The organism is Nocardia uniformis NBRC 13702 (assembly GCF_001613345.1).
GTDB classification, from domain to species: domain Bacteria; phylum Actinomycetota; class Actinomycetes; order Mycobacteriales; family Mycobacteriaceae; genus Nocardia; species Nocardia uniformis.
Map to the genome: position 1 here is coordinate 12652 of NZ_BDCE01000008.1, position 22314 is coordinate 34965.

General features: G+C 65.6%; 21 protein-coding genes. 11 read left to right on the forward strand and 10 right to left on the reverse strand.

The features are described from left to right. Position 1 precedes the first annotated feature (1 nt). Positions 2 to 2344 (reverse strand): molybdopterin-dependent oxidoreductase, encoded by a 2343-nt coding sequence (locus NU1_RS02150; protein WP_084520904.1) that lies wholly within the window; start codon positions 2342 to 2344, stop codon positions 2 to 4. 271 nt (positions 2345 to 2615) lie between these two features. Here NU1_RS02150 and NU1_RS39950 point away from each other — a divergent pair, with 271 nt between their 5' ends. Beyond that, positions 2616 to 3143 (forward strand): LuxR C-terminal-related transcriptional regulator, encoded by a 528-nt coding sequence (locus NU1_RS39950; protein ID WP_084520905.1) that lies wholly within the window; start codon positions 2616 to 2618, stop codon positions 3141 to 3143. A gap of 309 nt (positions 3144 to 3452) precedes the next feature. Here the strand turns inward: NU1_RS39950 and NU1_RS02160 are convergent, their stop codons facing one another. Then, on the reverse strand, positions 3453 to 3938 hold the full coding sequence (locus NU1_RS02160) for a hypothetical protein (protein ID WP_067516963.1): 486 nt from the start codon (positions 3936 to 3938) through the stop codon (positions 3453 to 3455). 369 nt (positions 3939 to 4307) lie between these two features. Between NU1_RS02160 and NU1_RS02165 the strand changes: the two genes are divergently transcribed. The 3 genes from NU1_RS02165 (at position 4308) to NU1_RS02175 (ending at position 7242) form a co-directional block, all read left to right on the forward strand. Continuing rightward, positions 4308 to 4877 (forward strand): DUF4282 domain-containing protein, encoded by a 570-nt coding sequence (locus NU1_RS02165; protein ID WP_067516805.1) that lies wholly within the window; start codon positions 4308 to 4310, stop codon positions 4875 to 4877. A 105-nt stretch (positions 4878 to 4982) separates the two neighbouring features. Further along, entirely contained in the window at positions 4983 to 5855 is an 873-nt protein-coding gene (locus NU1_RS02170) for a helix-turn-helix domain-containing protein (protein ID WP_067516807.1), read from the forward strand. 142 nt (positions 5856 to 5997) lie between these two features. After that, on the forward strand, positions 5998 to 7242 hold the full coding sequence (locus NU1_RS02175) for a serine hydrolase domain-containing protein (RefSeq protein ID WP_067516810.1): 1245 nt from the start codon (positions 5998 to 6000) through the stop codon (positions 7240 to 7242). 161 nt (positions 7243 to 7403) lie between these two features. On the opposite strand, the gene NU1_RS02180 is transcribed toward NU1_RS02175, so the two are convergent. Both NU1_RS02180 and NU1_RS02185 read right to left on the reverse strand, forming a co-directional pair. Beyond that, the gene (locus tag NU1_RS02180; protein WP_067516812.1) at positions 7404 to 7799 is read right to left on the reverse strand and encodes a DUF1801 domain-containing protein; all 396 of its coding nucleotides are present in this window, start codon (positions 7797 to 7799) and stop codon (positions 7404 to 7406) included. A gap of 39 nt (positions 7800 to 7838) precedes the next feature. Continuing rightward, complete coding sequence (locus tag NU1_RS02185) at positions 7839 to 8237, reverse strand: MarR family transcriptional regulator (protein WP_067516814.1); 399 nt, start codon at positions 8235 to 8237, stop codon at positions 7839 to 7841. An 86-nt stretch (positions 8238 to 8323) separates the two neighbouring features. Between NU1_RS02185 and NU1_RS02190 the strand changes: the two genes are divergently transcribed. Then, positions 8324 to 9799: an MFS transporter gene (locus NU1_RS02190; protein ID WP_067516816.1), complete on the forward strand. Its 1476-nt coding sequence runs from the start codon at positions 8324 to 8326 to the stop codon at positions 9797 to 9799. Positions 9800 to 9939: 140 nt separating this feature from the next. On the opposite strand, the gene NU1_RS02195 is transcribed toward NU1_RS02190, so the two are convergent. Together NU1_RS02195 and rfbA are read right to left on the reverse strand one after the other, a co-directional pair. Beyond that, the gene (locus NU1_RS02195; RefSeq protein WP_067516818.1) at positions 9940 to 10506 is read right to left on the reverse strand and encodes a dTDP-4-dehydrorhamnose 3,5-epimerase family protein; all 567 of its coding nucleotides are present in this window, start codon (positions 10504 to 10506) and stop codon (positions 9940 to 9942) included. A gap of 2 nt (positions 10507 to 10508) precedes the next feature. After that, the gene (rfbA, locus tag NU1_RS02200; protein ID WP_067516820.1) at positions 10509 to 11429 is read right to left on the reverse strand and encodes a glucose-1-phosphate thymidylyltransferase RfbA; all 921 of its coding nucleotides are present in this window, start codon (positions 11427 to 11429) and stop codon (positions 10509 to 10511) included. A 260-nt stretch (positions 11430 to 11689) separates the two neighbouring features. On the opposite strand from rfbA, the gene NU1_RS02205 reads away from it, so the two are divergent. Then, entirely contained in the window at positions 11690 to 12679 is a 990-nt protein-coding gene (locus NU1_RS02205; protein ID WP_067516822.1) for an alpha/beta hydrolase, read from the forward strand. A gap of 111 nt (positions 12680 to 12790) precedes the next feature. Here NU1_RS02205 and NU1_RS02210 read toward each other — a convergent pair whose 3' ends face one another. Then, a complete protein-coding gene (locus NU1_RS02210) occupies positions 12791 to 13492 on the reverse strand; it encodes a DUF8020 domain-containing protein (protein WP_067516824.1) in 702 nt (233 codons plus the stop codon). 421 nt (positions 13493 to 13913) lie between these two features. On the opposite strand from NU1_RS02210, the gene rfbB reads away from it, so the two are divergent. Continuing rightward, complete coding sequence (gene rfbB, locus NU1_RS02215) at positions 13914 to 14915, forward strand: dTDP-glucose 4,6-dehydratase (protein WP_067516825.1); 1002 nt, start codon at positions 13914 to 13916, stop codon at positions 14913 to 14915. Positions 14916 to 15057: 142 nt separating this feature from the next. Here the strand turns inward: rfbB and NU1_RS02220 are convergent, their stop codons facing one another. Further along, a complete protein-coding gene (locus NU1_RS02220; protein WP_084520907.1) occupies positions 15058 to 16776 on the reverse strand; it encodes a DUF2142 domain-containing protein in 1719 nt (572 codons plus the stop codon). Continuing rightward, a complete protein-coding gene (locus tag NU1_RS02225; RefSeq protein WP_067516827.1) occupies positions 16773 to 17747 on the reverse strand; it encodes a glycosyltransferase in 975 nt (324 codons plus the stop codon). Before NU1_RS02225 ends, NU1_RS02220 begins: the two co-directional genes overlap by 4 nt. A 393-nt stretch (positions 17748 to 18140) precedes the next feature. Between NU1_RS02225 and NU1_RS02230 the strand changes: the two genes are divergently transcribed. Then, positions 18141 to 18635, forward strand: a complete 495-nt coding sequence (locus NU1_RS02230; RefSeq protein ID WP_245719911.1) for a GtrA family protein — start codon at positions 18141 to 18143, stop codon at positions 18633 to 18635. Positions 18636 to 18779: 144 nt separating this feature from the next. After that, complete coding sequence (locus NU1_RS02235) at positions 18780 to 20684, forward strand: glycosyltransferase (RefSeq protein WP_067516831.1); 1905 nt, start codon at positions 18780 to 18782, stop codon at positions 20682 to 20684. A 113-nt stretch (positions 20685 to 20797) separates the two neighbouring features. Here the strand turns inward: NU1_RS02235 and NU1_RS02240 are convergent, their stop codons facing one another. Beyond that, on the reverse strand, positions 20798 to 21388 hold the full coding sequence (locus NU1_RS02240) for a TetR/AcrR family transcriptional regulator (RefSeq protein ID WP_067516833.1): 591 nt from the start codon (positions 21386 to 21388) through the stop codon (positions 20798 to 20800). Between the two features lie 21 nt (positions 21389 to 21409). Between NU1_RS02240 and NU1_RS02245 the strand changes: the two genes are divergently transcribed. Then, positions 21410 to 21793, forward strand: coding sequence for a hypothetical protein (locus NU1_RS02245; protein WP_067516835.1), 384 nt, complete (start codon positions 21410 to 21412; stop codon positions 21791 to 21793). Then, positions 21790 to 22311: a hypothetical protein gene (locus NU1_RS02250; protein WP_067516837.1), complete on the forward strand. Its 522-nt coding sequence runs from the start codon at positions 21790 to 21792 to the stop codon at positions 22309 to 22311. The genes NU1_RS02245 and NU1_RS02250 overlap by 4 nt, the downstream gene beginning before the upstream one ends. Positions 22312 to 22314 lie beyond the last annotated feature (3 nt).

Here is a 22314-nt window from a genome sequence, read left to right on the forward strand (position 1 = left end):
TTCACGCGGGGGTGAGCGTTACCGGTACACCGTTGAACACGGCATTGCCGGAGGGCGCGTCGATCAGTGAATCATCGGTCAGCACATTGGCATTCACTCCGGCATGCTCCTTGGCCACGGTCTGTGTGCTGTCACCGTGCCCCCAGCCGTGCGGCAGGCTCACCACCCCCGGCATGATCTCCTCGGTCGGTTCGAGCGGCACCGTCAGCGATCCGGCCGCCGACTTCACCACCGCGAACCCGTTCAATCCGAGCCGCTCCACATCCTGGGGATGAATGTGCAGCGTGCAGCGATTCGACCCGCCGACCAGCGTGGCCACATTGTGCATCCAGCTGTTGTTCGACCGCAGTTGCCGCCGTCCGATCAACACCATCTCCGGTGCGGCATCGGGCAACCGCCCCCGCAAGCGCTCCACATCGTCGAGCAACTGTTGGGGTGCGAGCTCCACCTTCTTCGACGCGGTGCGCAGTGCCCCGGGCAGTCGGGGCCGTAGCGCGCCCAGGTCGATGCCGTGTGGATTGTCCAGCAGCACTTGCAGGTTCAGGTTGCCGCGCCACTCGGTCGGTGCGCCGGTTGCCTCGGCGACGTCCGCTACCGGTATGGCGGGCCGGTCCGCCGACCCACCGCCGAGCTCTCCGCCGTCGCTGGATTCGGCACCGCCGACCGGGTCTGCGCCGGATGCTTCGGAGTCACTCCGGCCGTGCCCGTTACTGTTCCATTCACCGTAGGGGCCCAGGCGCAGCATCATGTCGATCCGCTGTTCGGTGGTGTCGGCACCGATCAGCTCCAACCGCCGCTCCAGTAGTCCGGCCTTCTGCAGGGTGCCCGTGATTACCAGCTCATCCACCGCCTCGAGGGCGCTGCTGCCCTCCGGTGCCTGCTGTCCGCTGACCGCCATGGCCAGGCGCGCGAGGATTTCCGCCTCCGCGGGGCGGCCGTCCGGTGCGATGAGCGGCGGTGAGTAGCGGGCGTAATTGCGGACCGCGAAGTTGAGGAGCGCGAAATCGTAGTGCGGGGATTGCAGAATGCGCGGCGGCGGCAGGATGACATCCGCGTGCCGGGTGGTCTCGTTGAGGTAGCGGTCCACACTCACCATGAATTCCAGTCCGGCGAACGCGGTATCGAGGCGCGCGCCACTGGGCGCGGACAGCACCGGATTACCGGCCACCGTCACCATGGCGCGAATCTGCCCCGCACCGGGGGTATTGATCTCATCGGCGAGGGTGGCCACCGGGAATTCGCCCATGGCCTCGGGCAGTTCGCGCACCCGACTGCTCCAACGACCGGTGCGGAACGGTCGGGACCGGACGATTCCCAGCGCCGCCCCATTGGCGAACATGGCCCCGCCGGGTGAATCCAGATTTCCGGTGAGCGCGTTGACGACATCCACCAGCCACTGCGTAATGGTGCCGAATTCGGCGGTGCAGGTACCGATTCGGGCGTACACGGCGGCGGTCGGCGCATTCGCCACCTCGCGCGCGAGCCGCACGATGGTCGCCGCGGGCACCCCGGTGCGCCCGGCCACCACGGCAGGCGTGAAATCGGCTGCGGCCGAACGGAGTTCGTCCAGACCCTCGACCGCTACGCGAATATCGGTGAGTTCCTCCGCGAACAGCGTGTGCACAATCCCGAACAGCAGGTAGGGATCACTGCCGGGGCGAATGAACAGATGTTCGTCCGCCAGCTTCGCCGTGCGGGTACGGCGTGGATCCACCACCACGAGTCGCCCGCCGCGCTTACGCAGCGCCTTCAGTCGCCCCGGGAAATCCGGTGCGGTGCACAGCGATCCATTCGATTCCAGTGGATTCGCGCCCAGCATGAGCAGATAGTCGGTGCGATCGAGATCCGGTACCGGCACGGTCAGTGGATCGCCGAACATGAGTCCGCTGGCCACCTGTTTGGGCATCTGGTCGGCGGTGGAGGCCGAGTAGAAGTTGCGAGTCGCCACCGCCCGCAGCAGCACCGGCACATACAGCGCTCCGGCCACCGTGTGCGCGTTGGGATTTCCCAGATACACACCCAGCGACTGATTCCCGTGCGCCTTCGCGATCGCCGGAATCCGTTCCCCGATGAGCGCGAAGGCCGCATCCCAGGTCGCGGTTCGCCACTGCCCGGTCTCGCGGTCGCGAATCATCGGCTCGGTCAACTGATCCGGGTCCTCGTCCAAATGCCCGAGGCTCGCGCCCTTCGGACAGACGAATCCCCGGCTGAACGGATCGGCGTGGTCGCCGCGTACGGCCGTAACGTGGTCGTTCGCATCGAGGCTGATTTCGAGTCCGCACACCGCCTCACAGAGTGGGCAGGTGCGCAGCAGTGTTCGGGCGCTGTCCGTGACGGGGCTCATACCTCATCATCGCCCCCAACACCGCCAGGCGAAAGCTCCCCCGCCTCCCCGAGACTTCAGCGCCCGGCTGAAAGCCGTGGACCGTCGTGTACGCGTGCCTGCGGTTGAGAGCCGAGCCGATTCTGGCCGTACCCGATGAGTTACCCCGATCCTTACGAGATCAGTCGTCGCGTTGGATTCCCTGGAGAGTGGCACCTTGTGTCGGGACGCCGACACTTGGAAGGTGTGCGCGGCGACAGACTCGTGCGCCCATCGCGCTCAGGCTGTTCCCATGCGGTATCTGGAACGAACTCGAGCCCTCGACGCACTGCGCGCCGCCTGCGACGACGTAGCCGCGGGCACCGGGACGGTGGTCGAAGTGACCATCGCGGGTGAAACCGGTCTGTTCGTGCGGACCGCCCCCGACCCCGGCCCCCTCCGCCGCCACACCCTGCGCACCCACCCCGCCGGTCTGACTCCCCGCCAACAGGATGTCCTGGAACTCGTCGGCGCGGGCCTCACCAACCCCGAAATAGCGGCCCACCTGGTCCTCTCCGTCCGCACGGTAGACCACCACGTCTCGTCGATCCTCAACAAACTGGGCGTCCCCAACCGCCGCGCCGCCCGAGCCGCCGCCCTCCACCACCAAACCCCCACCCGAACCACTCCCGAACAACACAGCCCCTACGTAACGCAGCGCGCCCGCCCCACCCTGCAACGCCAACACAGCAACAGCACGCCCCCCGCGCCTGCTTCCTACACCCCGCCTGACCCCCACCCCCAGCACGTCCTGCATCACCGCACGCCCTTTCATCGCTGAAGGGCACTTGCTCGCTTCACCGACAACCCGTGAACAAGGCTCTGATCAGCGCGCAGCGCGTCTGGAATCCAACGCAACGGCTGATCTCGTGAGAATCGGGGTAACTCGCCGGGTACGTCCAAAATAGGCTCGGCACCCAACCGCCGGCACGCGTGCATGACGGCCAACGGCTCTCAGCCGTGCGCTGAAGTCTCGGGGAGGCGGGGGAGTCTCGGGGAGGCGGGGGAGCTTTTCCACACGCGAAAACCGCGGGTGCCGGGGTTGCACCCGCGGTTCGCGGATATTTCAGAGCTGGCTAGAGCCGATTTTTCAGGAGGCGATACGCGCGACCTGGGGCTTGCGACCGGATACGGCGGCGCGGACGGCGGCGGCAATGGCCACCACCGGCGGGGTCCAGCGCGCCTCGTGGGGCGCGATGCTCCAGGCGGCCGCACCGGCCGCGGAGGCCTGGGTCGGCGGCAGCGGGATGCCCGCGCCATCGGTGTGGATGATGGCACCGGTCTCGCGGAGCGCCTCGACGGCCATGGCCGCCTTGCGCATGCCGGTGACCAGGTGAATTTCACGGCGCTCTTCGCCCGGGACCTCTATAACCGGTCCGGACAGATTGTTGGCGCGGAGGAAGCGACGCACGAAGGCGGCGGTCTCTCCGGTTACCTCGATACCCGACAGATTCTCGTCGGTGATGAGGCAGATGCCGTTGGCCGTTTCGGCGACCGTCCAGCCGCGCTGCTTGTATTCCTGCGCAGTGGCGGCCAGTACTTCGGCCGTGACGGAAGACGAAAACGTCGTACGCACTGGATTCTCCATTCCCCGGTAGATCTAGGTCCTGCTCTGTGCGTGGTATCGCCGATCGGTGTCCGAGGCGTTACAGGTTCGATTTCACGGGTCTTCGTTCGTGACTCCAAAAGAGACAGCTTTTCGTTGTAGGTGGCGCCACTGTGTCTGTGTCGTATAAGTGACATTTGTCCGGCGGTGGTGATAACCAGCGAGAACGCCGAAGCCGCTCGCGCAGTGCCCATCTCGCGCTTGATACGTCTTGAAAAGGGAAGTGTCGGAGAACACAGTGCGCCGCACTGTAGCGCCGGTGTGATTGCGGCCAGACTTGCTGGGGCCGGATCTCCGGCTGGGAGCCGGAAGCCCGGTGGGAGAGGAGAGCTTTCGCCCATGACCGATCAACCGGACGGGGACCGACCCGAACCCGACGAGTTCGAGGCCGAATCACGGTGGGTGTCCTTCAAGGATTCGGCGGTGCGGCGCATGTCGAAGCACATCGCCGAAGACGACGCGGATCAGCCGCCGGTCGAACCCTTCACCAGCCCAAGCGCGTTCGGTTCCTGGAGCATCGACGCCGCGCGCAGCCTCGTCGATCTGCAGTTTCGGCGCACCGCCACCCGCACCCTGCTGCCGCTGGCCTATCTATTGGGTCTGGCGGGCGCCGTCGCCATTCCGATCGCCAGTACGGTTCTGCTGTTGCGGTCGTCGCTGTGGATGGGTGTCGTCTTCGCGGTGGTGTTCGCGATACCGCTGGGCCTCACCATTGCGGCCGTGGTGCGCCTGCTGCTGGAATTCCTGGTCAATGCCTCCCGGCTGGCGAGCCGGGTGGAGCACATCGCGGTCCTCGCCGACGATCTTTTCCAGGCGCTGTCGGATGTGGCCGAACCGGTCAACCAGCTCTCGGAGGATATGCGCGCGGTGCAGTTCTGGCGCTTCCGAAAGCGCAACGCCCGCAAGTAGTTTCACGCAGAAAGGCCCCACCTTATCGGTCCGCCGGTCCGCTGCGTCCATGGATTGCCGAGAACAGCTGTGCAACAATGCGACCGCATACTGTTAGGGGGACGGATGGCACTACCACAGGGGATTACCGGTTCGACCATGCCGCGACGGCAGCTCGGACGTCAGTTACGTGACCTGCGCAATCGCGCGCGGATGACGACGCGGGTGGCAGCACAGCGGTTGGAGTGGTCCGAGGCCAAGATCTGGCGCATCGAGACCGGGCAGACATCGCTGCGCAGCCTGGACGTAGAAGCCATGTGTCGCATCTACGGGGCCCCCGAGGACGCCATCGCGCCGCTCACCGCCCTGGCCCGGGAAACCAAGGCACGCGGCTGGTGGACCGAATACAGCGATGTGATCGATGAGGGGTACGAGGTCTACATCGGTCTCGAGGAGGCCGCCGCCCGGCTCACCACCTATGAGAACGAGCTGATACCGGGGCTGCTGCAGACCGAGGACTATATGCGCGCGGTACTCGCGGGGGCGTATCCGGGCATTACCGCCGAGCAGATGGACCGTCGGGTGCGCGTGCGCGCCGCCCGCCAGGAACTGCTGACCCGGCCGAATTCACCGCTACAGCTGGATGTGGTGATCTCCGAGGCGGTGCTGTGGCATCGCATCGGTGGCGACGCCGTCACCGCCGGACAGCTGGATCGGCTGCACCGGTTGAGCGAACTCGCGAATGTGCGCCTGCGCATGGTTCCGGCCGACTGTGGATACCACCACGGCATGGATGCCGGCCGGTTCGTCCTACTCGAATTCCCCGCCACCGCGGATGACATTCCGGAACCTCCGGTGGTGTACGTGGAATCGCTCACCGGCTCGTCCTATCTGGATAAAGACCATGATGTGGAGCGATACCGGGAAGCGTTCAAGGCCGTCACCTCGGTCACCGTCGACGCGCTCCCGATGATCGAGAACATCCGCGCCGTCGTCTGACACCTGTCCACACAGTGTGCGTGTACATGGCGGTATCGGCTATTGCACCGGGCAAGTGACCCGGGTTACATTCGGTGCTAGCAGGGTGCTTGCAACTGCGAGCGGTCTCCCTGCGGAGTGAGCCAGACAAAGGAGTCTGACCATGCCAGGTGCGAGCACCGGTGAATCCCTAGAGGGCATGTCCAGCGGGCAGATGCTCGTGGATGACCGCTTTACCGCGGTCGCCGCGAAGTTCTTCTCGATCTTCCGTCGTCCCAGGGCGGGAGGTGGCGCTCTCGCGGTCTACCTCGACGGCGAGCCGGTGCTCGACATCTGGGCGGGGTGGGCCGATACCGATCGACGGTGGCGGGCCGACACCATGGCGCTGTCGTACTCCACCAGCAAGGGCGTGGCCGCGACGGTCATCAACCGGCTGGCCGATCGCGGTGTCCTGGACTACGACACCCCCGTCGCCGAGTACTGGTCGGAATTCGCCGCCAATGGCAAAGCCGACATCACCTTGCGCGATGTCCTGCGCCACCGCGCCGGATTGCAGCGCATGCGCGATCTGCTCGATGATCCGGAGGATCTGCTCGACCATGACAAGGTCGCGGCGGCCTTGGCTGAAGCGGCTCCAGATCCGATGCGGCACAGGGCCTCCGGCTATCACGGTCTGAACTTCGGCACCCTGGTGGCGGAGATCGCACAGCGCGCGACCGGCCGCTCCTTCACCGATCTGGTCCGCACCGAACTCGCGGAACCGCTCGGCGACAACGACTTCTGGTTCGGTGTGCCCGAAAACCAGCGCTACCGCATCGCGCGCCTGTCCCCACGCCTGAGTGTCGGCAAGGTGCCGTTCGATCGCCTGGTCGGATTCGGATCCCGCTTGCGGGCACTGGATTCGGCGCGCAGCGCCATCTACGACGGCTGGGTCGATATGTCGGTCGGCGATAAGCCCTACGACGCCATGATGCCCGGCTGGAACGGCACCTTCACCGCGCGAGCCCTCGGGAAGATGTACGGCGCACTGGCCAATGACGGCATGCTCGCCAACCGCCGCCTGCTACGCCCCGAAACCACGAACCTCATCGCGCAAATGCCCCCGAACAGCCGCTACGATTATGTCCTCGGCGGCCCACCGCATTTCAATCTGGGGTATCACCGCGCCATAGTAGGAGCCACCCTCACTCGAAAGGCCTTCGGCCACTTCGGCATCGGCGGCTCCGGCGGCATCGCCATCCCAGGCCAGCGCGTCGGTATCGGCTTCGTCACCAATCGCCTCGGCTACCCCGCGATGACCCTGGGCGATACGCGCCTGCCGTTCCTGGCGGCCATGATCCAGCGCGCGGCTCGTGCGGCGCGTGTCGAATCCGCGCCGACGTCGCTGCCCAGGGCGGCAGCGAGCTGAGTTCGGGGTCATCGCTCGTCGCACCGCGTATCGCGGGCTTCGCCCCTCGTCGTCCCGGCATGGTTTTGGCCGGGACCCACCACTGATCAGACGTGCATTCCGGCCGAGGGCACGCCGGAATGACGGGATGAGTGGCCGGATGACGGGCGGCAGCGGTTAGTTCAGTTCTCCCGCTTCAGCTTTCGCCACCCACCCGCGCGATTGTTCGCGATGATCTGTCGGAACATGGCGAGAAGGGCCGGGGCGTTGAGAGTTTCGCCCTCTTCGACCGCCACGGTGCGGGCGGTCTTGTTGTCGTGCCCCGCGGTAATGATGCCCTCTGGGTCGGGGACGATCGCGCCGTCGTATAGGAAGACGTTGACGTGCGTTTTCGCGGCCAAGAGCGCGCAGATATTGCCGTCCAGAACAAAATATGGCTGCACCGTGCGTTTGATCGTCTCGACGACCTCGGGATCGGCCTCGTGCACCAGATCGCGCACCTGATGGCAGATGGCCTGCTGCCATGCGGGCAGGGCGTCGATGTAGGTGTCGACGCGTGGATCCGTCACATACGACATCTGTGCAGCGTATGGCAGATGTCGAGAGATGAACGCGATTCAGCGCAGGGACTGCTCCAGCACTTCACGGTGCGTCGGCGCGGCGGCGCTGTGTAGTTCGCGACCCTTATCGGTGAGGCAGACGAAGATCGCGCGGCGGTCTTCGGTGCACAGGGTGCGATTGACCAGGCCGTCCTTTTCCAGGCGCGCGACGGCGCGGGAGAGGGCGCTCTGGCTCAGATAGATATCGACGGCGAGATCGCTCATCTTGTACTTCTCGGCACCGGCGTCCACGAGCCGGTCGAGGGTTTCGAATTCGCTGAGCCCGATGTGGTGACGACCCTGCAGCTCCTTTTCCAGGGCGCACGAGGTGGTCGCGTGCCGGGTCAGCAGATCGCGCCATTCGCTTACCAGCCCGGTGATTTCGGGCCGGTCGACAGGCGCTGTCGGCTTCGGCATGGGGTCATCTTAGCGGCCGAGTGTAAGCTATGCAAACGCATTTAATGTTTGGACAACTAATGCGTGCGCATGTACTGTCTCCACTCATGACGACAACGGCAACGAAAACGGCTGCGGCACCAGCCGACTCGAGTGGCTGGACGCTCCGGCTCTGGGGAATGTTGATCACCCTGTGTATCGTGCTGTTCCTCGACGGACTCGACGTGTCGATGATCGGCGTCGCGTTGCCGTCCATCGGAACCGAACTGGACCTCGAAACCTCCACCCTGCAGTGGCTGGTCAGTGGTTACGTGCTCGGCTACGGCGGCCTGCTGCTGCTGGGCGGACGCACCGCGGACCTGCTCGGTCGTCGCAAGGTGTTCCTGATCGCGCTGGCCGTCTTCGCACTCGCCTCGTTGGCGGGCGCACTGGTCAGCTCCGGGCCCCTCCTTATTCTTACCCGCTTCATCAAGGGCCTGGCCGCCGCCTTCACCGCGCCGACCGGTCTGTCCATCATCACCACCAATTTCGCGGAAGGCCCGGCCCGTAATAAGGCGCTCTCCATCTACACCGTGTTCGGTGCGGGTGGTTACTCCATGGGTCTGCTGTTCGGCGGCCTCATGACCGGCCTCGGCTGGCGCTGGACCTTCCTACTGCCGGTGCCCGTCGCCATTGCCGCGCTGATCGCCGCCGTTTACCTGCTGCCCAAGGACAAGCCCGCCGAAGAGGGCGGGCACGACATCCTCGGCGCGGTGCTCTCCACCACCGCCATGCTGCTGCTGGTCTACACCGTGGTCACGGCTCCCGAGGTCGGCTGGCTTTCGGTGCGCACCCTCGGCTCATTCGCGGTGGCAATCGCGCTGTTCGTCGGATTCATCGCGGTCGAGAAGAAGATCAGGTACCCGCTGGTCCGCCTCGGCATCCTGAAGAAGCCCACCCTGGTTCGAGCCAGTATCGCGATTATCGCGCTCGGTGGCTCCTACTTCAGCTGGCAGTTCATCACCACCCTGTACCTGCAGGACACCCTGGGTTGGTCACCGCTGAAGCTTTCCATGGCCCTGCTGCCGGTGGGCCTGCTGGTCGTCGCCTCCGCCTTCGTCTCGGACAAGCTGGTCGATCGCTTCGGCACCGGCCCGATCATCACCATCACCATTATCGTGATGGCCATCGGCTACCTGCTGTACCTGCGCATCGACACCGCGCCGGACTACCTGACGGTCCTGCTGCCCGCCGTGCTCCTGATCGGCGTCGGCTGGGTCGGCTTCCCGGCCATCAATATCCAGGCCACCAGCGGTATCGACGATGACGAACAAGGTTTGGCCGCAGGCGTTCTCCAGACCTCCATGCAGGTCGGCGCGGCCATCGTGCTGGCCGTGACCACCGCCATCATCACCTCCGGGGTGCACACCTCCGACGCGAATCCCGCCGAGGTCCTGGACAACTACCGCCCCGGTCTGGAGTTCGCCGCCGGAGTGGCGATCGTCGGAGCCCTGGTCGCCCTCTCGGCCTACCTGCCGAAGCGGCGCAAGGGTCGCGAGGACCGCGAACCCGCCCCGAATGCCGAATTGGAGCTGGTCGGCTAGCCCGACCATCGGTTCGGCAAGGGCATCCCTCACCCGACCCGGGCCGACGAAGCTGGGGCGCACCGCATACACGGTGCGCCCCAGCGCTTTTCGTGTACCCTCCGTCATTCCGGCGTGAGTTCCGCCGAACGCTTGGCGACTCAGCGAGTGCGGTTCAGATCCGCCAACAGTGGCGCGGCCGCGTCCTTGGGGGAGCGGTTGAAGGTCAGCGGCCGACCGTCGCGGCCGACCGTTGGCCACTCGATACCGATGGCCGGATCGAAAGCGTCTATCTCACCGTCGAATTCGGGTGTGTACTCCAGTGAGCAGAGGTAGGTGACGGTGGAACCGTCCTCGAGCGAGAGCAGTGCGTGTCCCAGGCCCTCGGAGAGATAGACCGAGCGGCGGTTCTCGTCGTCGATCACCACGGCGTCCCACCGGCCGAAGGTCGGTGAGGTGGGGCGTAGGTCCACCACGACGTCCAGGAACGCACCGCGTACGCAGGTCACGTATTTGGCCTGGCCGGGCGGGTTCTGGGTGTAGTGGATGCCGCGCAGTACCCCGGCGGCCGAGGTGGAGACGTTCACCTGCCGCAGGTCGAAGGGGCGGCCCACCGCCTTCTCGAACTCCGACGCCTTGAACGACTCGAGGAATACCCCGCGGTCGTCACCGAACTGGCGCGGGGTGAATTCCCACGCGCCGGGTACGGACAGCTCTCTGATCTCCACGCTCACCGATCTTGTTCCATTGCGCCCGGTCCCTGTTCCATCGTGCCCTGCTCCCATTCCCGGCCGTGCTCCAACAGGTTGAGCAGGTAGGTTCCGTAACCCGAGCGCACCAGGGGACGGGCCAGGGCGGAAAGCTGGTCGCCGCTGATGAACCCCTTGCGCCACGCCACCTCTTCCGGGACGCCGATCTTGAGGCCCTGCCGTTCCTCGATGGTCCGCACGTAATTGGCGGCATCGAGCAGCGAATCGAAGGTGCCGGTATCGAGCCAGGCGGTGCCGCGGGTGAGGACCTCCACCCGGAGGCGGCCCTGATCGAGGTAGGTGCGATTGATATCGGTGATCTCGTACTCGCCGCGCGCCGACGGCTTCAGGTCGCGGGCGATCTCGATGACATCGTTGTCGTAGAAGTACAGGCCGGGGATGGCGTAGTTGGAGCGCGGCCGCTCGGGTTTCTCCTCGATGGAAATGGCCTTGCCGTGGGCGAATTCCACCACGCCGTACGCGGTCGGATCGGAGACGCGGTAGGCGAACACCGCACCGCCGTCGAGTCCCTCGAAGCGGTTCAGCCGGGTGCCCAGGCCCTCTCCGTGGAAGATGTTGTCGCCCAGTACCAATGCCACCGAGTCGGTACCGATGTGGTCCGCGCCCAGTATGAATGCCCGGGCCAGCCCATCCGGTTCCGGTTGCACCATATAGGAAATGGACAGTCCGAATTGGCTGCCGTCGCCGAGTAGCCGTGTGAAGGCGTCGCTGTCCTCGGGTGTGGTGATGACCAGGATGTCCCGGATGCCCGCCAGCATGAGGGTGGACAGCGGGTAGTACACCATCGGCTTGTCGTATACCGGGACCAGCTGTTTGCTCACCCCGCGCGTGATCGGGTGCAGCCTCGAACCAGTGCCGCCCGCCAAGATGATTCCGCGCATGTCACAGCAGTCTGCCAGTTCGGTCCCGGACGGGAGCGGGGAGGTTCCGAACCGATGGCGAATCGATCACGCCGCGTTTGCCGGTGATCCATTTCGTGCATAAGTGTTGTGTACGTCACGTTCTCATGGTGTTCTGAAACGACGCTATGTGAGATGTCAGCGCCGACTCTCGCGCGCCGGGTGCCCCGTGTGGTTCAGCTGAGCCGTTCGGCCAACTCCGTCGAACGGCTCGGCGCGCCCGACAATGAGGTAGGTGCGCGATGGCAACGACCGCCAAAGACGTCGCTGGAGTGGTCAATCCGAACGGCAGCAGTGTGCACGCACACGCCCTGGCAGCGGCCTGCCGCACCATGATCCGCCCGCTCGGCGGCCTGGTACCCGTCAATGCCCTGACCATTCCAGTGGCCGCCACCGTGATCAACGGACTGGCCAAGCTGCGCCCGCAGCCACGCGGCGTGGAGCGGGAGCAGGTGCGGCTCAAGGGATTCCGTATGGAGATTGTGCGCCCGGCCGGAGCCCGCAGCGCGCTGCGCGACGGCGTGGTCATGTATATGCACGGCGGCGGCTTCTTCCTCTGCGGTCTCGATACACACCGGCCGGTCGTCGCCAGCCTGGCGCGGCGCACCGGAATGCCGGTGGTGAGCATCGAATACCGGCAGCTGCCCGCCACCGATATCGCCGGATCGGTCGATGACTGCCTCACCGCCTACCGCTGGCTGCTGGACCACGGCGTCGATGCCGCCAAGATTGTCTTCGCCGGTGATTCCGCGGGCGGCTATATGGCCTTCGCGACCGCGTTGCGCGCCCGGGACGTCGGATTACCGGTACCCGCCGGACTGGTCGGCCTGTGTCCGGCACTGGATTTGGATTGCGCCGAGAAGCGCGCCCATCCGAATCTGCACAAGGATCCGCTGATTCCCCTCGCAGCGCTGGAATCGGTGGTGCGCATCGGGGCGGCGGTCAATGGTCGGCTCGATCCACAGCTCTCGCCGGTGAACAACACCCTGGCCGGATTGCCCCCGGCGCTGCTCATCGCCGCCGAGGACGAAGTGCTCCGCCGCGACAGCGAGGTGATGGCGCAGCGGCTGGCCGCGGCGGGCGTCCCGGCCACCCTGGAAATCTGGCGTGGTCAGGTGCATGCCTTCATGGCCATCTTCCCGAGCATGCCGGAGAGCCGGGTGGCACTGGCACACGTGGCCCAATTCGTTCGCGCCCGAGTCGAATCCGAGCAGATCGCGCGCATCGCGTGAGGTAGGCGTCCCACACCGCGTAATGCCCTGGTGCACAGCGAGATGTGGTGAAAAGGTGAACCCCCGCCGGGAGTATCCGGGCGGGGGTTCATCCGTGGTGCCTGTTGCCGATTACTTGGCCGGCGGCACGAACGGGGAGTTGATGATGCCGAAGTAGTTGACGATCTCGACGACGGCCACCGGAGCGGTGATCAGGATGGTGCCGGCGATACCGATGAGGCTCGCACCCGCGGCGGCGCCGAGGAGGCAGCCGATGATCGGACCGGAGCCGCCACCCAGGGCGACGGGAAGAGTGACGGCAGCGCCGGCCACAATGCCGATACCGCAGCCGACAACGCCACCGAGCACGGTGGTGGTCAGACCCGCCAGCGTGGCGGCCATGCCGATATTGTCCTTCATGCGCGAGTAGGCGGCCTTCTCCCGCTCGTACTCGTTCTTGAACGCGGCCTGGTCCTCGAACGGCAGGGCGACCGGCTTGTAGACGGCCTGGTCCATATTGAACTGCGGGGTCAGGGTGGCGGAGTTGCCACTGATGTCCGCGGCGATCGGGAAGACGAAGTCGTCCACCTGGGCCTGCAGCGGCGCGCTGGCCATGGTGGTGCCATCGGTCGTCTTGAACAGGAGGGCATTGCCCTCGACGGCCAGCGAGCCCAGGTCGGAGGTCAGCTTCACGCTCTCCTCGCTGAACTCGTAGGAGATGTTGAGCGGCGCGGGGCCGGCCGGGGCGGCGGGCTCGGCATTGACAGTGCCGGCGGTGACGCCCAGGGCAGCGATCAGCAGCGCCGAAGTGGCGGCGAATTTCCTCATCAGCATTGTGTTCAAACCTCATCAAGAGCTCGGGGGGACAAGGGAATAGAAGTCGCGCCCAGCTAACGAGCGGTGAACCTGCCGTGACCGTTCATTCAATTTCTGTTCACCACAGCGACTTGCGGGTTTGTGGGGATATGGAAACACCCTGGTTATCGCCCCCTTTTTTGATGGTTCCGAGTGGAACCGCCGAGATTGTGCGGTATGTTTGTGGCGAAGGTCACAGCATTCTGTGATGTTTATACGGGAACCGAAGCACGAAATTCTGCGTTGGCGGCAAAATCGCGACATTCCCGGTAGGCGCGTGACAATCATGCAAATCGGCGTTTCCGGCGGGTATCCGATTGCGCGCAGGCAATATCGGCTCGCTGTGCTGATCCGGTTACCTGGCACCCACCTCGCGCGGCTGGGTCGGTAGGGTTGGTTCGTGCGATTGCTCGTAACCGGTGGCGCCGGTTTCATTGGCGCGAACTTCGTTCACCAGACCGTGGCCGTGCGGCCCGACGTGCACGTCACCGTGCTCGACAAACTCACCTATGCGGGGAATCGGGCATCTCTCGACCCGATCGTCGACCGTATCGAGTTCGTGCACGGCGATATCGCCGATACCGCGCTGGTGGATCGGCTCGTCGGCGGTGTGGACGCGGTGGTGCATTTCGCCGCCGAATCCCACAATGACAATTCCCTCGCCGACCCCTGGCCGTTCGTGCAGACCAATATTGTCGGCACCTATTCCCTGCTGCAGGCGGTGCGCCACCACGAAGTGCGCTACCACCACATCTCCACCGACGAGGTGTACGGCGACCTGGACCTCGACGACGGCAGATTCAGCGAGCACACCGCCTACAACCCGTCCAGCCCCTATTCGGCGAGCAAAGCCTCCAGCGACATGCTGGTCCGCGCCTGGGTGCGCTCCTTCGGCGTCCGCGCCACCCTGTCCAACTGCTCCAATAACTACGGCCCCTACCAGCACGTAGAGAAATTCATCCCGCGTCAGATCACCAATCTCATCGACGGCATCCGCCCCCGCCTCTACGGCACCGGACATCAGGTGCGCGACTGGATTCACGTCGACGACCACAACAGCGCGGTATGGAAAATCCTGGAGCGCGGGCGAATCGGGCAGACATATCTGATCGGCGCCGACGGCGAACGCGACAATAAATCGGTTATCGGACTGATCCTGGAATCCTTCGGCCGCCCCGCCGACGACTACGACCACGTCACCGACCGTCCCGGCCACGACCTCCGCTACGCCATCGACTCCACCCTGCTGCGTACCGAACTCGGCTGGGAACCGAAATATCCCGATTTCCGCGAGGGACTCGCGGCGACCATCGGGTGGTACCGCGAGAACGAATCCTGGTGGCGGCCGCAGAAAGCCGCGACGGAGAACGCGTACTCCGCTGCTGGTGAGAAGGTCCTGTAAGTTCCGCTAGCGTTATCAGCGAATGCCGGTCATCCCGGCGTGAGCGGCGCATCCCTGTCATCCCGGAGTGCTCTTGGCCGGGATCTACACCTCTCCAGACGGTATGGATCCCAGCCAAAAGCGTGCCGGAATGACGAGGGGCTCAGCCCCAGACGATGCTGCAGTACTTCGCGGCTGCCGCGATGAGGGCGAAAACCGTTGCCGACACAATCACGATGGCCGGCCCCCGCGACGGCGTGCGTCCCTCGGAATCGGTGAGGCGCAGTGGCATCCAGCGCAGCACCACCGCCATTGCGGCAATCGCGAGCGGTACGAAGTATCGACCCTGCACACCATCGATAATGTAGTAGTCCACCGGCGTGAATGACATGTACAGCGTCACGTAGATCATGGCGACGCTGGCGAGAACCGTCAGCGCCACGACAACGGTACGCAGCGTAAACGCGGCGGGCATCCGGTCCGCGATACCGACGCTCACCGCGAAGGCGAGCAGGCAGGCCAGAATCGTAATGGCCGGAACATCGATATAGGCGAAGCCGAGTTCACCGAAGAACTGCGTGAACCAGCGCTGGTCGCGCAGCCAGACACTGTCGCCGAACACACTCAGGAAATGCAACGGATCGCCGAGGATTCCCTTCAGCTGATCGTCCGGACGCACCTCGCCCCACTGCGCCGGCGGGCGCATCAGGCCCATTCCCTCGGTGGTCGGCGCGGCGATCTTCATCCATACCGCGAACGCACCCGCACCGACCGCCGCGACCACCCACGGGATGGCGCGCAGCGGACCGCGCAAACCATAGCGCTGCGCTGGGATCAGCACGGTCAGCATGGCGAGCAGGACATAGGTCGGCTTGCTCACCGGCAGCAGGACGGTGGCGGTAAGGGCCGCAATGGTTTCCGGGCGGGTCAGTCGATCACCCAGGAACAGGCCCTTCACCAGCAGTGCGGACACCAGGATGGCCAGCGCGTTGGTCATGGTGTCGGCGGTAATGGTTCCGGCCTGGAAGACGGCGATCGGCAGCACCGCCACCGTGAACGCCAGCCACTGCACCCGATGTCCGCGCAGCGCGCGCAGCGCGAAGCCGACAACCGACAGGTAGGCCAGCAGACCCGACAGCCGGGTCACCGTATTCATCGCGCCGACACTGAGATCGAGTGCCTCGGACAGTCGAATGCCCAGCGCCGCGGGTACATACGGGACGGGGGAGTAGGCGGCGGTATTGGTGAACCAGACCTGTCTGGTCGTCTCGGTCATCGGGGCCGCACCGAGCCGCTGGTAGGCGTCACGATCGGCCACCATGGGGTCGGGTTCTTGCGGATTGTGGTTGTAATCGTCGAAGGCGTAGCTCATCAGCGCGTCGACGCTGCTGGGCACGGCGCCGCCGTACGCCACGCCACGGGTATCGGGAATCTGCTCCGGCAGGAACCCGCCGTGCGCCACCTGATAGGCCCGGCCGAACTGGGTGATTTCGTCGTGGCCCCAGAACGGCGGCGTCACCACCGCGAATACCGCGCCGAAGACACCGGCCACCACGACGAAGGCCAAAGCCGCAGCGCCGAAGCGCCGTTCGATGGTTTCGAGTACGCCGCGCACTCCGGTCGGCCCGGGCTCGGAACCGGCGGCCTCGATCTTGGTCGACGTGGCGCGGTCTTCGGTGGAATCGGCCTTGTGGAGCAGGTCGGTCGCCGCCTCGGCGCTCGGTGCCGCCTCATCGGTCGCGGCGGGAGGACGTCTCACTTCATCCCAGATCGGGGTATCGGTAGTCGGCTGGGCGGATTCCACCGCGTCATTCTCCGATGCGGAGGGCTGCTCCCCGGGTGTCGCCGCGCTGTTTATATCTGGTTCGGTGCGCGAGGTCATCGGCTGGTACCGCCGGAACGCTCGTGCTCACGCTCCTCCGCGCCGACCGCCGAGTACCGCAGGTACACCAGCCGTGACGCCTCGTGCCGGGAGCGACGAATACCGTCCAGGATCAAACCCGCTGTCCAAGCGAGTGATCCGAGCAGCAGCAGCGTGAGACCCAGGAACAGCGTGGGGAACCGCGGCACCTCGTGGATCTGATAGAACTCGACAACTATCGGCACGATCAGAATCACCGACAGCAACCAGGCCAGGGTGCCGAACAGGCCGTAGAACGCGACAGGTCGCTCATGCCGGGCCAGGCCGAAAATGAGCCGCAGAATCTTGAAACCGTCGTGGTAGGTGCGCAATTTGGATTCGCTGCCCGCCGGACGATCGCGGAAGCCGACCGGCACCGCCGTCTGCGGTACCCGCAGATGCTGGCAATGCACCGTCAGCTCGGTTTCGATCTCGAATTCCCGCGATACCGCGGGGAAGCTCTTCACGAAGCGCCGCGAGAACACCCGGTAGCCGCTGAGCATGTCCTCGACGTTCTCGCCGAACACCTTTCCGACCACGCCATTGAGCACCCGGTTACCGGTTTCGTGTCCGGCGCGATAGGCGGACTCGCCCTCGATCTCCCGGCGTACCCCAAGCACGTGGTCGTACGGGCCGTCGATCAGCGTCTTGATCATCGTCGGCGCGGCGGACGCGTCGTAGGTGTCGTCGCCGTCGACCATCAAATAGATATCGGCCTCGATATCGGCGAAGGCGCGGCGCACCACATTGCCCTTGCCCTTGCGGTATTCGCTGCGAACGATCGCACCGGCCGCTCGCGCGCACTCCGCGGTCGCATCGGTGCTCAGGTTGTCGTAGACGTATACGACTATGCCCGGCACGGCGGTTTTGAGGTCGGTGACGACCTTCGCCACCGCTGCCTCTTCGTTGTGGCACGGCACGATGGCGGCAATACGAAGCTCGGTGGGGTCCACCCGGTCAATCCTCTGATCGGAAGGCGAATAACGACACGGGGAGGTTACAGGGACCGGGCCCCGACGTGCCCGCTCACCCTCTCATCCCCTGTACATACCCGCATCGCGGTGCCCCATACCCCGCGTGTCGCCTTCGACTCGCCGCAAAATGATCAGCGGTAGGCCCCACCTACCGCCAGCAGATCCATCGTGCTCACCGCGCGATTACGCCCCCCGCCGTCGTCGCCACGTCGCCCCCGCTGTCGCGCCCCGCTCTGGTCACTCCATCGCCCCGCCGTCGTCGCCCTCGCCTTCGTCATTCCGGCGTGCTTTGCCCTCGTCATTCCGGCGTGCTTTGGCCGGAATCCATCACGAGCAGCGGCGCGACCGGCTCGCTGCGGTAGCGTCGGGCCGGTGTCAACGAGTGAGTCCACCGCGGTGACCGAGCCGTCGCCCGATTCCCTGACCGGTAAGGCACTCGGGCTGCTGCGTAAGGGTGGCGCGTTCCTGGCGGTCGGTGCGATCGGATTCCTCGTCGACGCGGGCACCTACAACCTGCTGGTGTTCTGGGGCGGCGAGGGCCCGATGTTCCACGCGCCGCTGGTTGCCAAGATCATCGCCATCTCGGTGGCCACCGTGGTCACCTACTTCGGCAACAAATGGTGGACGTATTCCGATCACGAAGGCGGTGCCGGTGCTCGCCACATTCTCATCTACGCACTTCTCAATGTGGTCGCCATCGGCCTGCAATTGGGCTGTCTCGGCTTCTCCCGGTACGTCCTGGGACTGGACAGTCCGTTGGCGGACAACATCTCCGGAACGCTCATCGGTCAGGCGGTCGCGATGGGCTTCCGATTCTGGGCCTACGGAAAGTTTGTCTTCACCGGCCCGCGCGACGACGCCCGCTGAACCGGGTTCGCGGTGCCGCGGCGTGAACGCATTGATAGTCTCGGCCCCGCCGAGCGCGAGCGTGGCTGTGCCTACTTCAAGAGCGCGTCCACGACAATTGTGTGAGCCGGTGTCTGTGCTTATTCGAGCGATATCGAGGGATTCATGGTGGACCAGTCGGGTGGGCAGGCAGTGACCGAAATCAGTGATCGGGAGAATGCCGCGGCCCCCGCGGCGCTGCGCGCAGAGCACGCCGCGCCCGAGCGTTTGGTGCTGGCGCGCGGACTATTCACCGGCCCGGCGCCGCGGATCAGCGATGAGCTGTATGCCGTGGTGAAGGGCGGCAAGGCGCATCGGGAACGATTCACGCTGCGCCTGGACAAGGGCGCGACCGCGCACACCAATACCTACTTCGGCCGGTTCGCCGCCAGCTACTGGCAGCGCTGGACCACCGTCACCGCGGTCGAGGCCGCGCTGACGCTCGAGGTGTCGGGTAAGACCAATGTGCGATTGGCCGCCTCCGATATCGCCGGGCACCGCCGCGTGGTCGCCACGGCCGTGACCAGCGACAGCGGACGTATTGTGCTGAGCGCGGCCCTGGATATGTTCGTCGACGGCGGCGCGATGTGGCTGGAGGTCGACGCGGTCGGCAGCGAGGTCGTGATCAGCGACCTGGAATGGACCGCGCCCGCACCCGATCAACTGCGTCCGGTCGCCATTGCCATCTGCACCTTCAACCGGGCCCAGGACTGCGCGCACACCGTGGCCGCGCTGGCGTCGGATCCGACCGTACTCGAGACCATCGCCGCCGTGTACGTCGTCGATCAGGGCACCGATCTGGTGCAGGATCAGCCGCTCTTCCAGCAGACCCAGCCAGAGCTGGGCGAGAAGCTGCGCTACATTCGGCAGCCGAATCTCGGTGGGGCGGGCGGTTTCACGCGCGGGCTCTATGAGGTATCGGCCGCCAATGAGCACGCCGACGTCATCCTCATGGACGACGACATCCTGTGCGAGCCGGAAACGGTGCTGCGGCTCAACGCCTTCGCGAATATGACCGTGGAGCCGACGCTGGTCGGCGCGCAGATGCTGTTCCTCTACAACCCCGACTTCCTCAATGTCGGCGCGGAGGAGACCAATCTGGGCATGCTGCGGCACGGCCAGAAGGTGGCGAAGGCGTTGCGCAACACCAGCATGCTGAAGAAGCATCAGGAGCGCCGCGTGGACGCCGGGTACAACGCCTGGTGGACCTGTCTCATCCCCGCCGAGGTGGTGGCCCGCATCGGGCTGCCGGTGCCGATCTTCTTCCAGTGGGATGACGTCGAATACGGTTTGCGCGCACGGGAAAACGGCTTCGTCACTGTCACCCTGCCGAATGCGGCCGTCTGGCACGCCGACTTCTACTGGAAGGACTTCGACGACTGGGCGCGCTACTTCTCCTCGCGGAACTCGCTCATCGTTTCGTCGCTCCACACCGGACTGGATCCGAAAGCCGTTACCCGCCAACTCCTCCGGGAGATCGGCGAATACCTGGTCGGCATGCAGTACGGCCTGGCCCACACCACGTTGCAGGGCGTCGAGGACTTCCTGAAGGGTCCCGAAGGTCTCCGCGACGGCGGCCAGGCGGCTCTCGCCGCCGCCCGCGCCAGTCGCGGTGACTACCCGGAAACGGTGAAGCATCCCGCCGCCACGGCCCCGGTCCCGAACGCGGACATGAGTATCCGCCGCGCCGGCGGCGAACCCAGCCGCCCGCTGCTCATCCTCGCCAAGCGCGCCATTACCCAGTGGACCGGCCGCACCCAGCGCGGCCTGGTCAGTGTCACCCGGGAAGACGCTCACTGGTGGCATATCTCCCTCTTCGACCACGTGGTGGTCACCGACGCCTCCCAATCCGGCGTCCGAATCCGCCAGCGCGACAAGGCCACCGCCCGCCGCCTCCTGCTACGAGCGATCCGAACCCTCCGCCGACTCCGCCGCGAACTGCCAGACCTGCAGCGCCGCTACCGCGCCGCCATGCCGGAACTCACCAGCCGCGAGAACTGGGAACGCCTGTACGGCATCGACTCCAAGTAGTCCCGACCCGAACCACGAAGTGGCCGTGCCTGATCGGGCACGGCCACCTTTGTCTGCCGGAGCATCCCCGTCATTCCGGTCGAAGCACGCCGGGATGACGAGGGGCGTCGTGGCTACAGCGGTGTGGCGAGGAGGGTGCGGGTGGCGGCCGAGAGGTCGGTTTCGAGCCAGGTGGGGAGGGTTTCCTCGTGGGCGTGGCGGCGTAGGGCGGCGTAGGGGAGGTCGACTATGGCGCGGGCTACCGCATCTGTTTCCCGCGGGCCGTCGGCGCCGTAGATGCTGCGGGCCAAGCGTTGCAGATGTTCGATCAGTGGAGCGTTCATGGTGGCGAGGCGGTCGCGGAAGTCGGTGTCGGGCGCGCCGTCCAGGAGGTCGCTCGGGCGGAGGTTGAGGAGCAGGCGCGCGTCGTCGAGGGATTCGCGGCCGAAGGCTATGGACGCTGCGGCCATGGCCACGGCGGCCTCGATGGGGTCCGCTTCGGTGGCTGCCTCGAGGACCCGGGATTGGAAGCGTTCCAGGGCGCGGATCCAGGCTGCGGTCAGTACGCCGTTTCTATTGCCGAAGCGGTGGTAGAGCGTGCCCACGGGCGCGCCGCTGGCCTCGGCGATGGCGGCGACCGAGGCCGCGCGGGGGCCATCGCGCAGGACCAGGGTGCGGGCTGCGTCGAGGATCACGTCGGTCGCGTGCTTCCGGGGAGGGGCCATTAACCAGTACAGTCCTTCTATATGGAGCGTCTGCCCTATATCGATCAGCATTCCAGACTAGTCCCCGCCGATCGCGCACATACCTGGGCGGCCCTGTTGCGATCGCCGAGCGGGAATCCCGACGATCTCAGCACACTGCCGCACGGATTCGAGCTAGACGAGGCCGATCCACCACAACGTTTAGCACTCAGCGGCGAGAATCGTTTCACCCGCTTCGCCGTCACCTTCGTCCTCGACGAGGTGGACGCGCACCACACCCGGCTCACCGCCGACAGCAGTGCCGAATTCCACGGGCTGGTGGGAAAGATCTACCGCGCCTTGGTCATCGGCAGCGGGGGGCACGGACTCGCCGTGCGCTACATGCTGCGCCGCATCGCGGCGGAAGCAGTCAGGAGAGCGGCATGACTCCCGGACAGGTATGGGGCGCGACACCGGCCGAACTGGACGCGCAACTGCCTTGTGACAGTATGCTTTCCGGCACCGTCACGGTATGCGACCGGTCGATCGCGGTGCAGGCCGAACCGTGGCTGGTATTCGCCTGGCTGTGTCAGCTGCGCGCCACTCCGTACAGCTACGACCGCATCCGAAATCTCGGCCGCCCGAGCCCGAGCGACCGAGATCCCGCGCTCTCCGAACTGGCTGTGGGACAAGAGTTCATGGGCGCGTTCGAACTCGTCGATTTCACCCCGGACGAGCACATCACCTTGCTGGCTCGACCCCGGGTAGCCGTCACGTACGCGGTGCACCGACACGAGCTTCCCGGTGCGAACGCCCCGGTATCGACCCGCCTGCACGTACGTGTCCGCTTCGCCGGGCCGCGAGTGATCGTGATTCCGGTCGTTTTCGGCGATTTCATCATGATGCGCAAACAGCTGCTCACCCTGAAGGAGCTGGCCGAACGCGAGGCGCGAGTGGTGGTCTGATCG

What these genes read in the sequence shown, in the direction of transcription:
- NU1_RS02185 (WP_067516814.1), bottom strand. Translation starts at nt 8,237, where the DNA reads ATGCCGAAGCCGACAGCGCCTGTCGACCGGCCCGAAATCACCGGGCTG.
- NU1_RS02210 (WP_067516824.1), bottom strand. Translation starts at nt 13,492, where the DNA reads ATGCTGATGAGGAAATTCGCCGCCACTTCGGCGCTGCTGATCGCTGCC.
- NU1_RS02180 (WP_067516812.1), bottom strand. Translation starts at nt 7,799, where the DNA reads ATGTCGTATGTGACGGATCCACGCGTCGACACCTACATCGACGCCCTG.
- NU1_RS02165 (WP_067516805.1), top strand. Translation starts at nt 4,308, where the DNA reads ATGACCGATCAACCGGACGGGGACCGACCCGAACCCGACGAGTTCGAG.
- NU1_RS39950 (WP_084520905.1), top strand. Translation starts at nt 2,616, where the DNA reads ATGCGGTATCTGGAACGAACTCGAGCCCTCGACGCACTGCGCGCCGCC.
- NU1_RS02240 (WP_067516833.1), bottom strand. Translation starts at nt 21,388, where the DNA reads ATGGCCCCTCCCCGGAAGCACGCGACCGACGTGATCCTCGACGCAGCC.
- NU1_RS02175 (WP_067516810.1), top strand. Translation starts at nt 5,998, where the DNA reads ATGCCAGGTGCGAGCACCGGTGAATCCCTAGAGGGCATGTCCAGCGGG.
- NU1_RS02250 (WP_067516837.1), top strand. Translation starts at nt 21,790, where the DNA reads ATGACTCCCGGACAGGTATGGGGCGCGACACCGGCCGAACTGGACGCG.
- NU1_RS02220 (WP_084520907.1), bottom strand. Translation starts at nt 16,776, where the DNA reads ATGACCTCGCGCACCGAACCAGATATAAACAGCGCGGCGACACCCGGG.
- NU1_RS02190 (WP_067516816.1), top strand. Translation starts at nt 8,324, where the DNA reads ATGACGACAACGGCAACGAAAACGGCTGCGGCACCAGCCGACTCGAGT.
- NU1_RS02235 (WP_067516831.1), top strand. Translation starts at nt 18,780, where the DNA reads ATGGTGGACCAGTCGGGTGGGCAGGCAGTGACCGAAATCAGTGATCGG.
- NU1_RS02205 (WP_067516822.1), top strand. Translation starts at nt 11,690, where the DNA reads ATGGCAACGACCGCCAAAGACGTCGCTGGAGTGGTCAATCCGAACGGC.
- NU1_RS02170 (WP_067516807.1), top strand. Translation starts at nt 4,983, where the DNA reads ATGGCACTACCACAGGGGATTACCGGTTCGACCATGCCGCGACGGCAG.
- rfbA (WP_067516820.1), bottom strand. Translation starts at nt 11,429, where the DNA reads ATGCGCGGAATCATCTTGGCGGGCGGCACTGGTTCGAGGCTGCACCCG.
- NU1_RS02150 (WP_084520904.1), bottom strand. Translation starts at nt 2,344, where the DNA reads ATGAGCCCCGTCACGGACAGCGCCCGAACACTGCTGCGCACCTGCCCA.
- NU1_RS02245 (WP_067516835.1), top strand. Translation starts at nt 21,410, where the DNA reads ATGGAGCGTCTGCCCTATATCGATCAGCATTCCAGACTAGTCCCCGCC.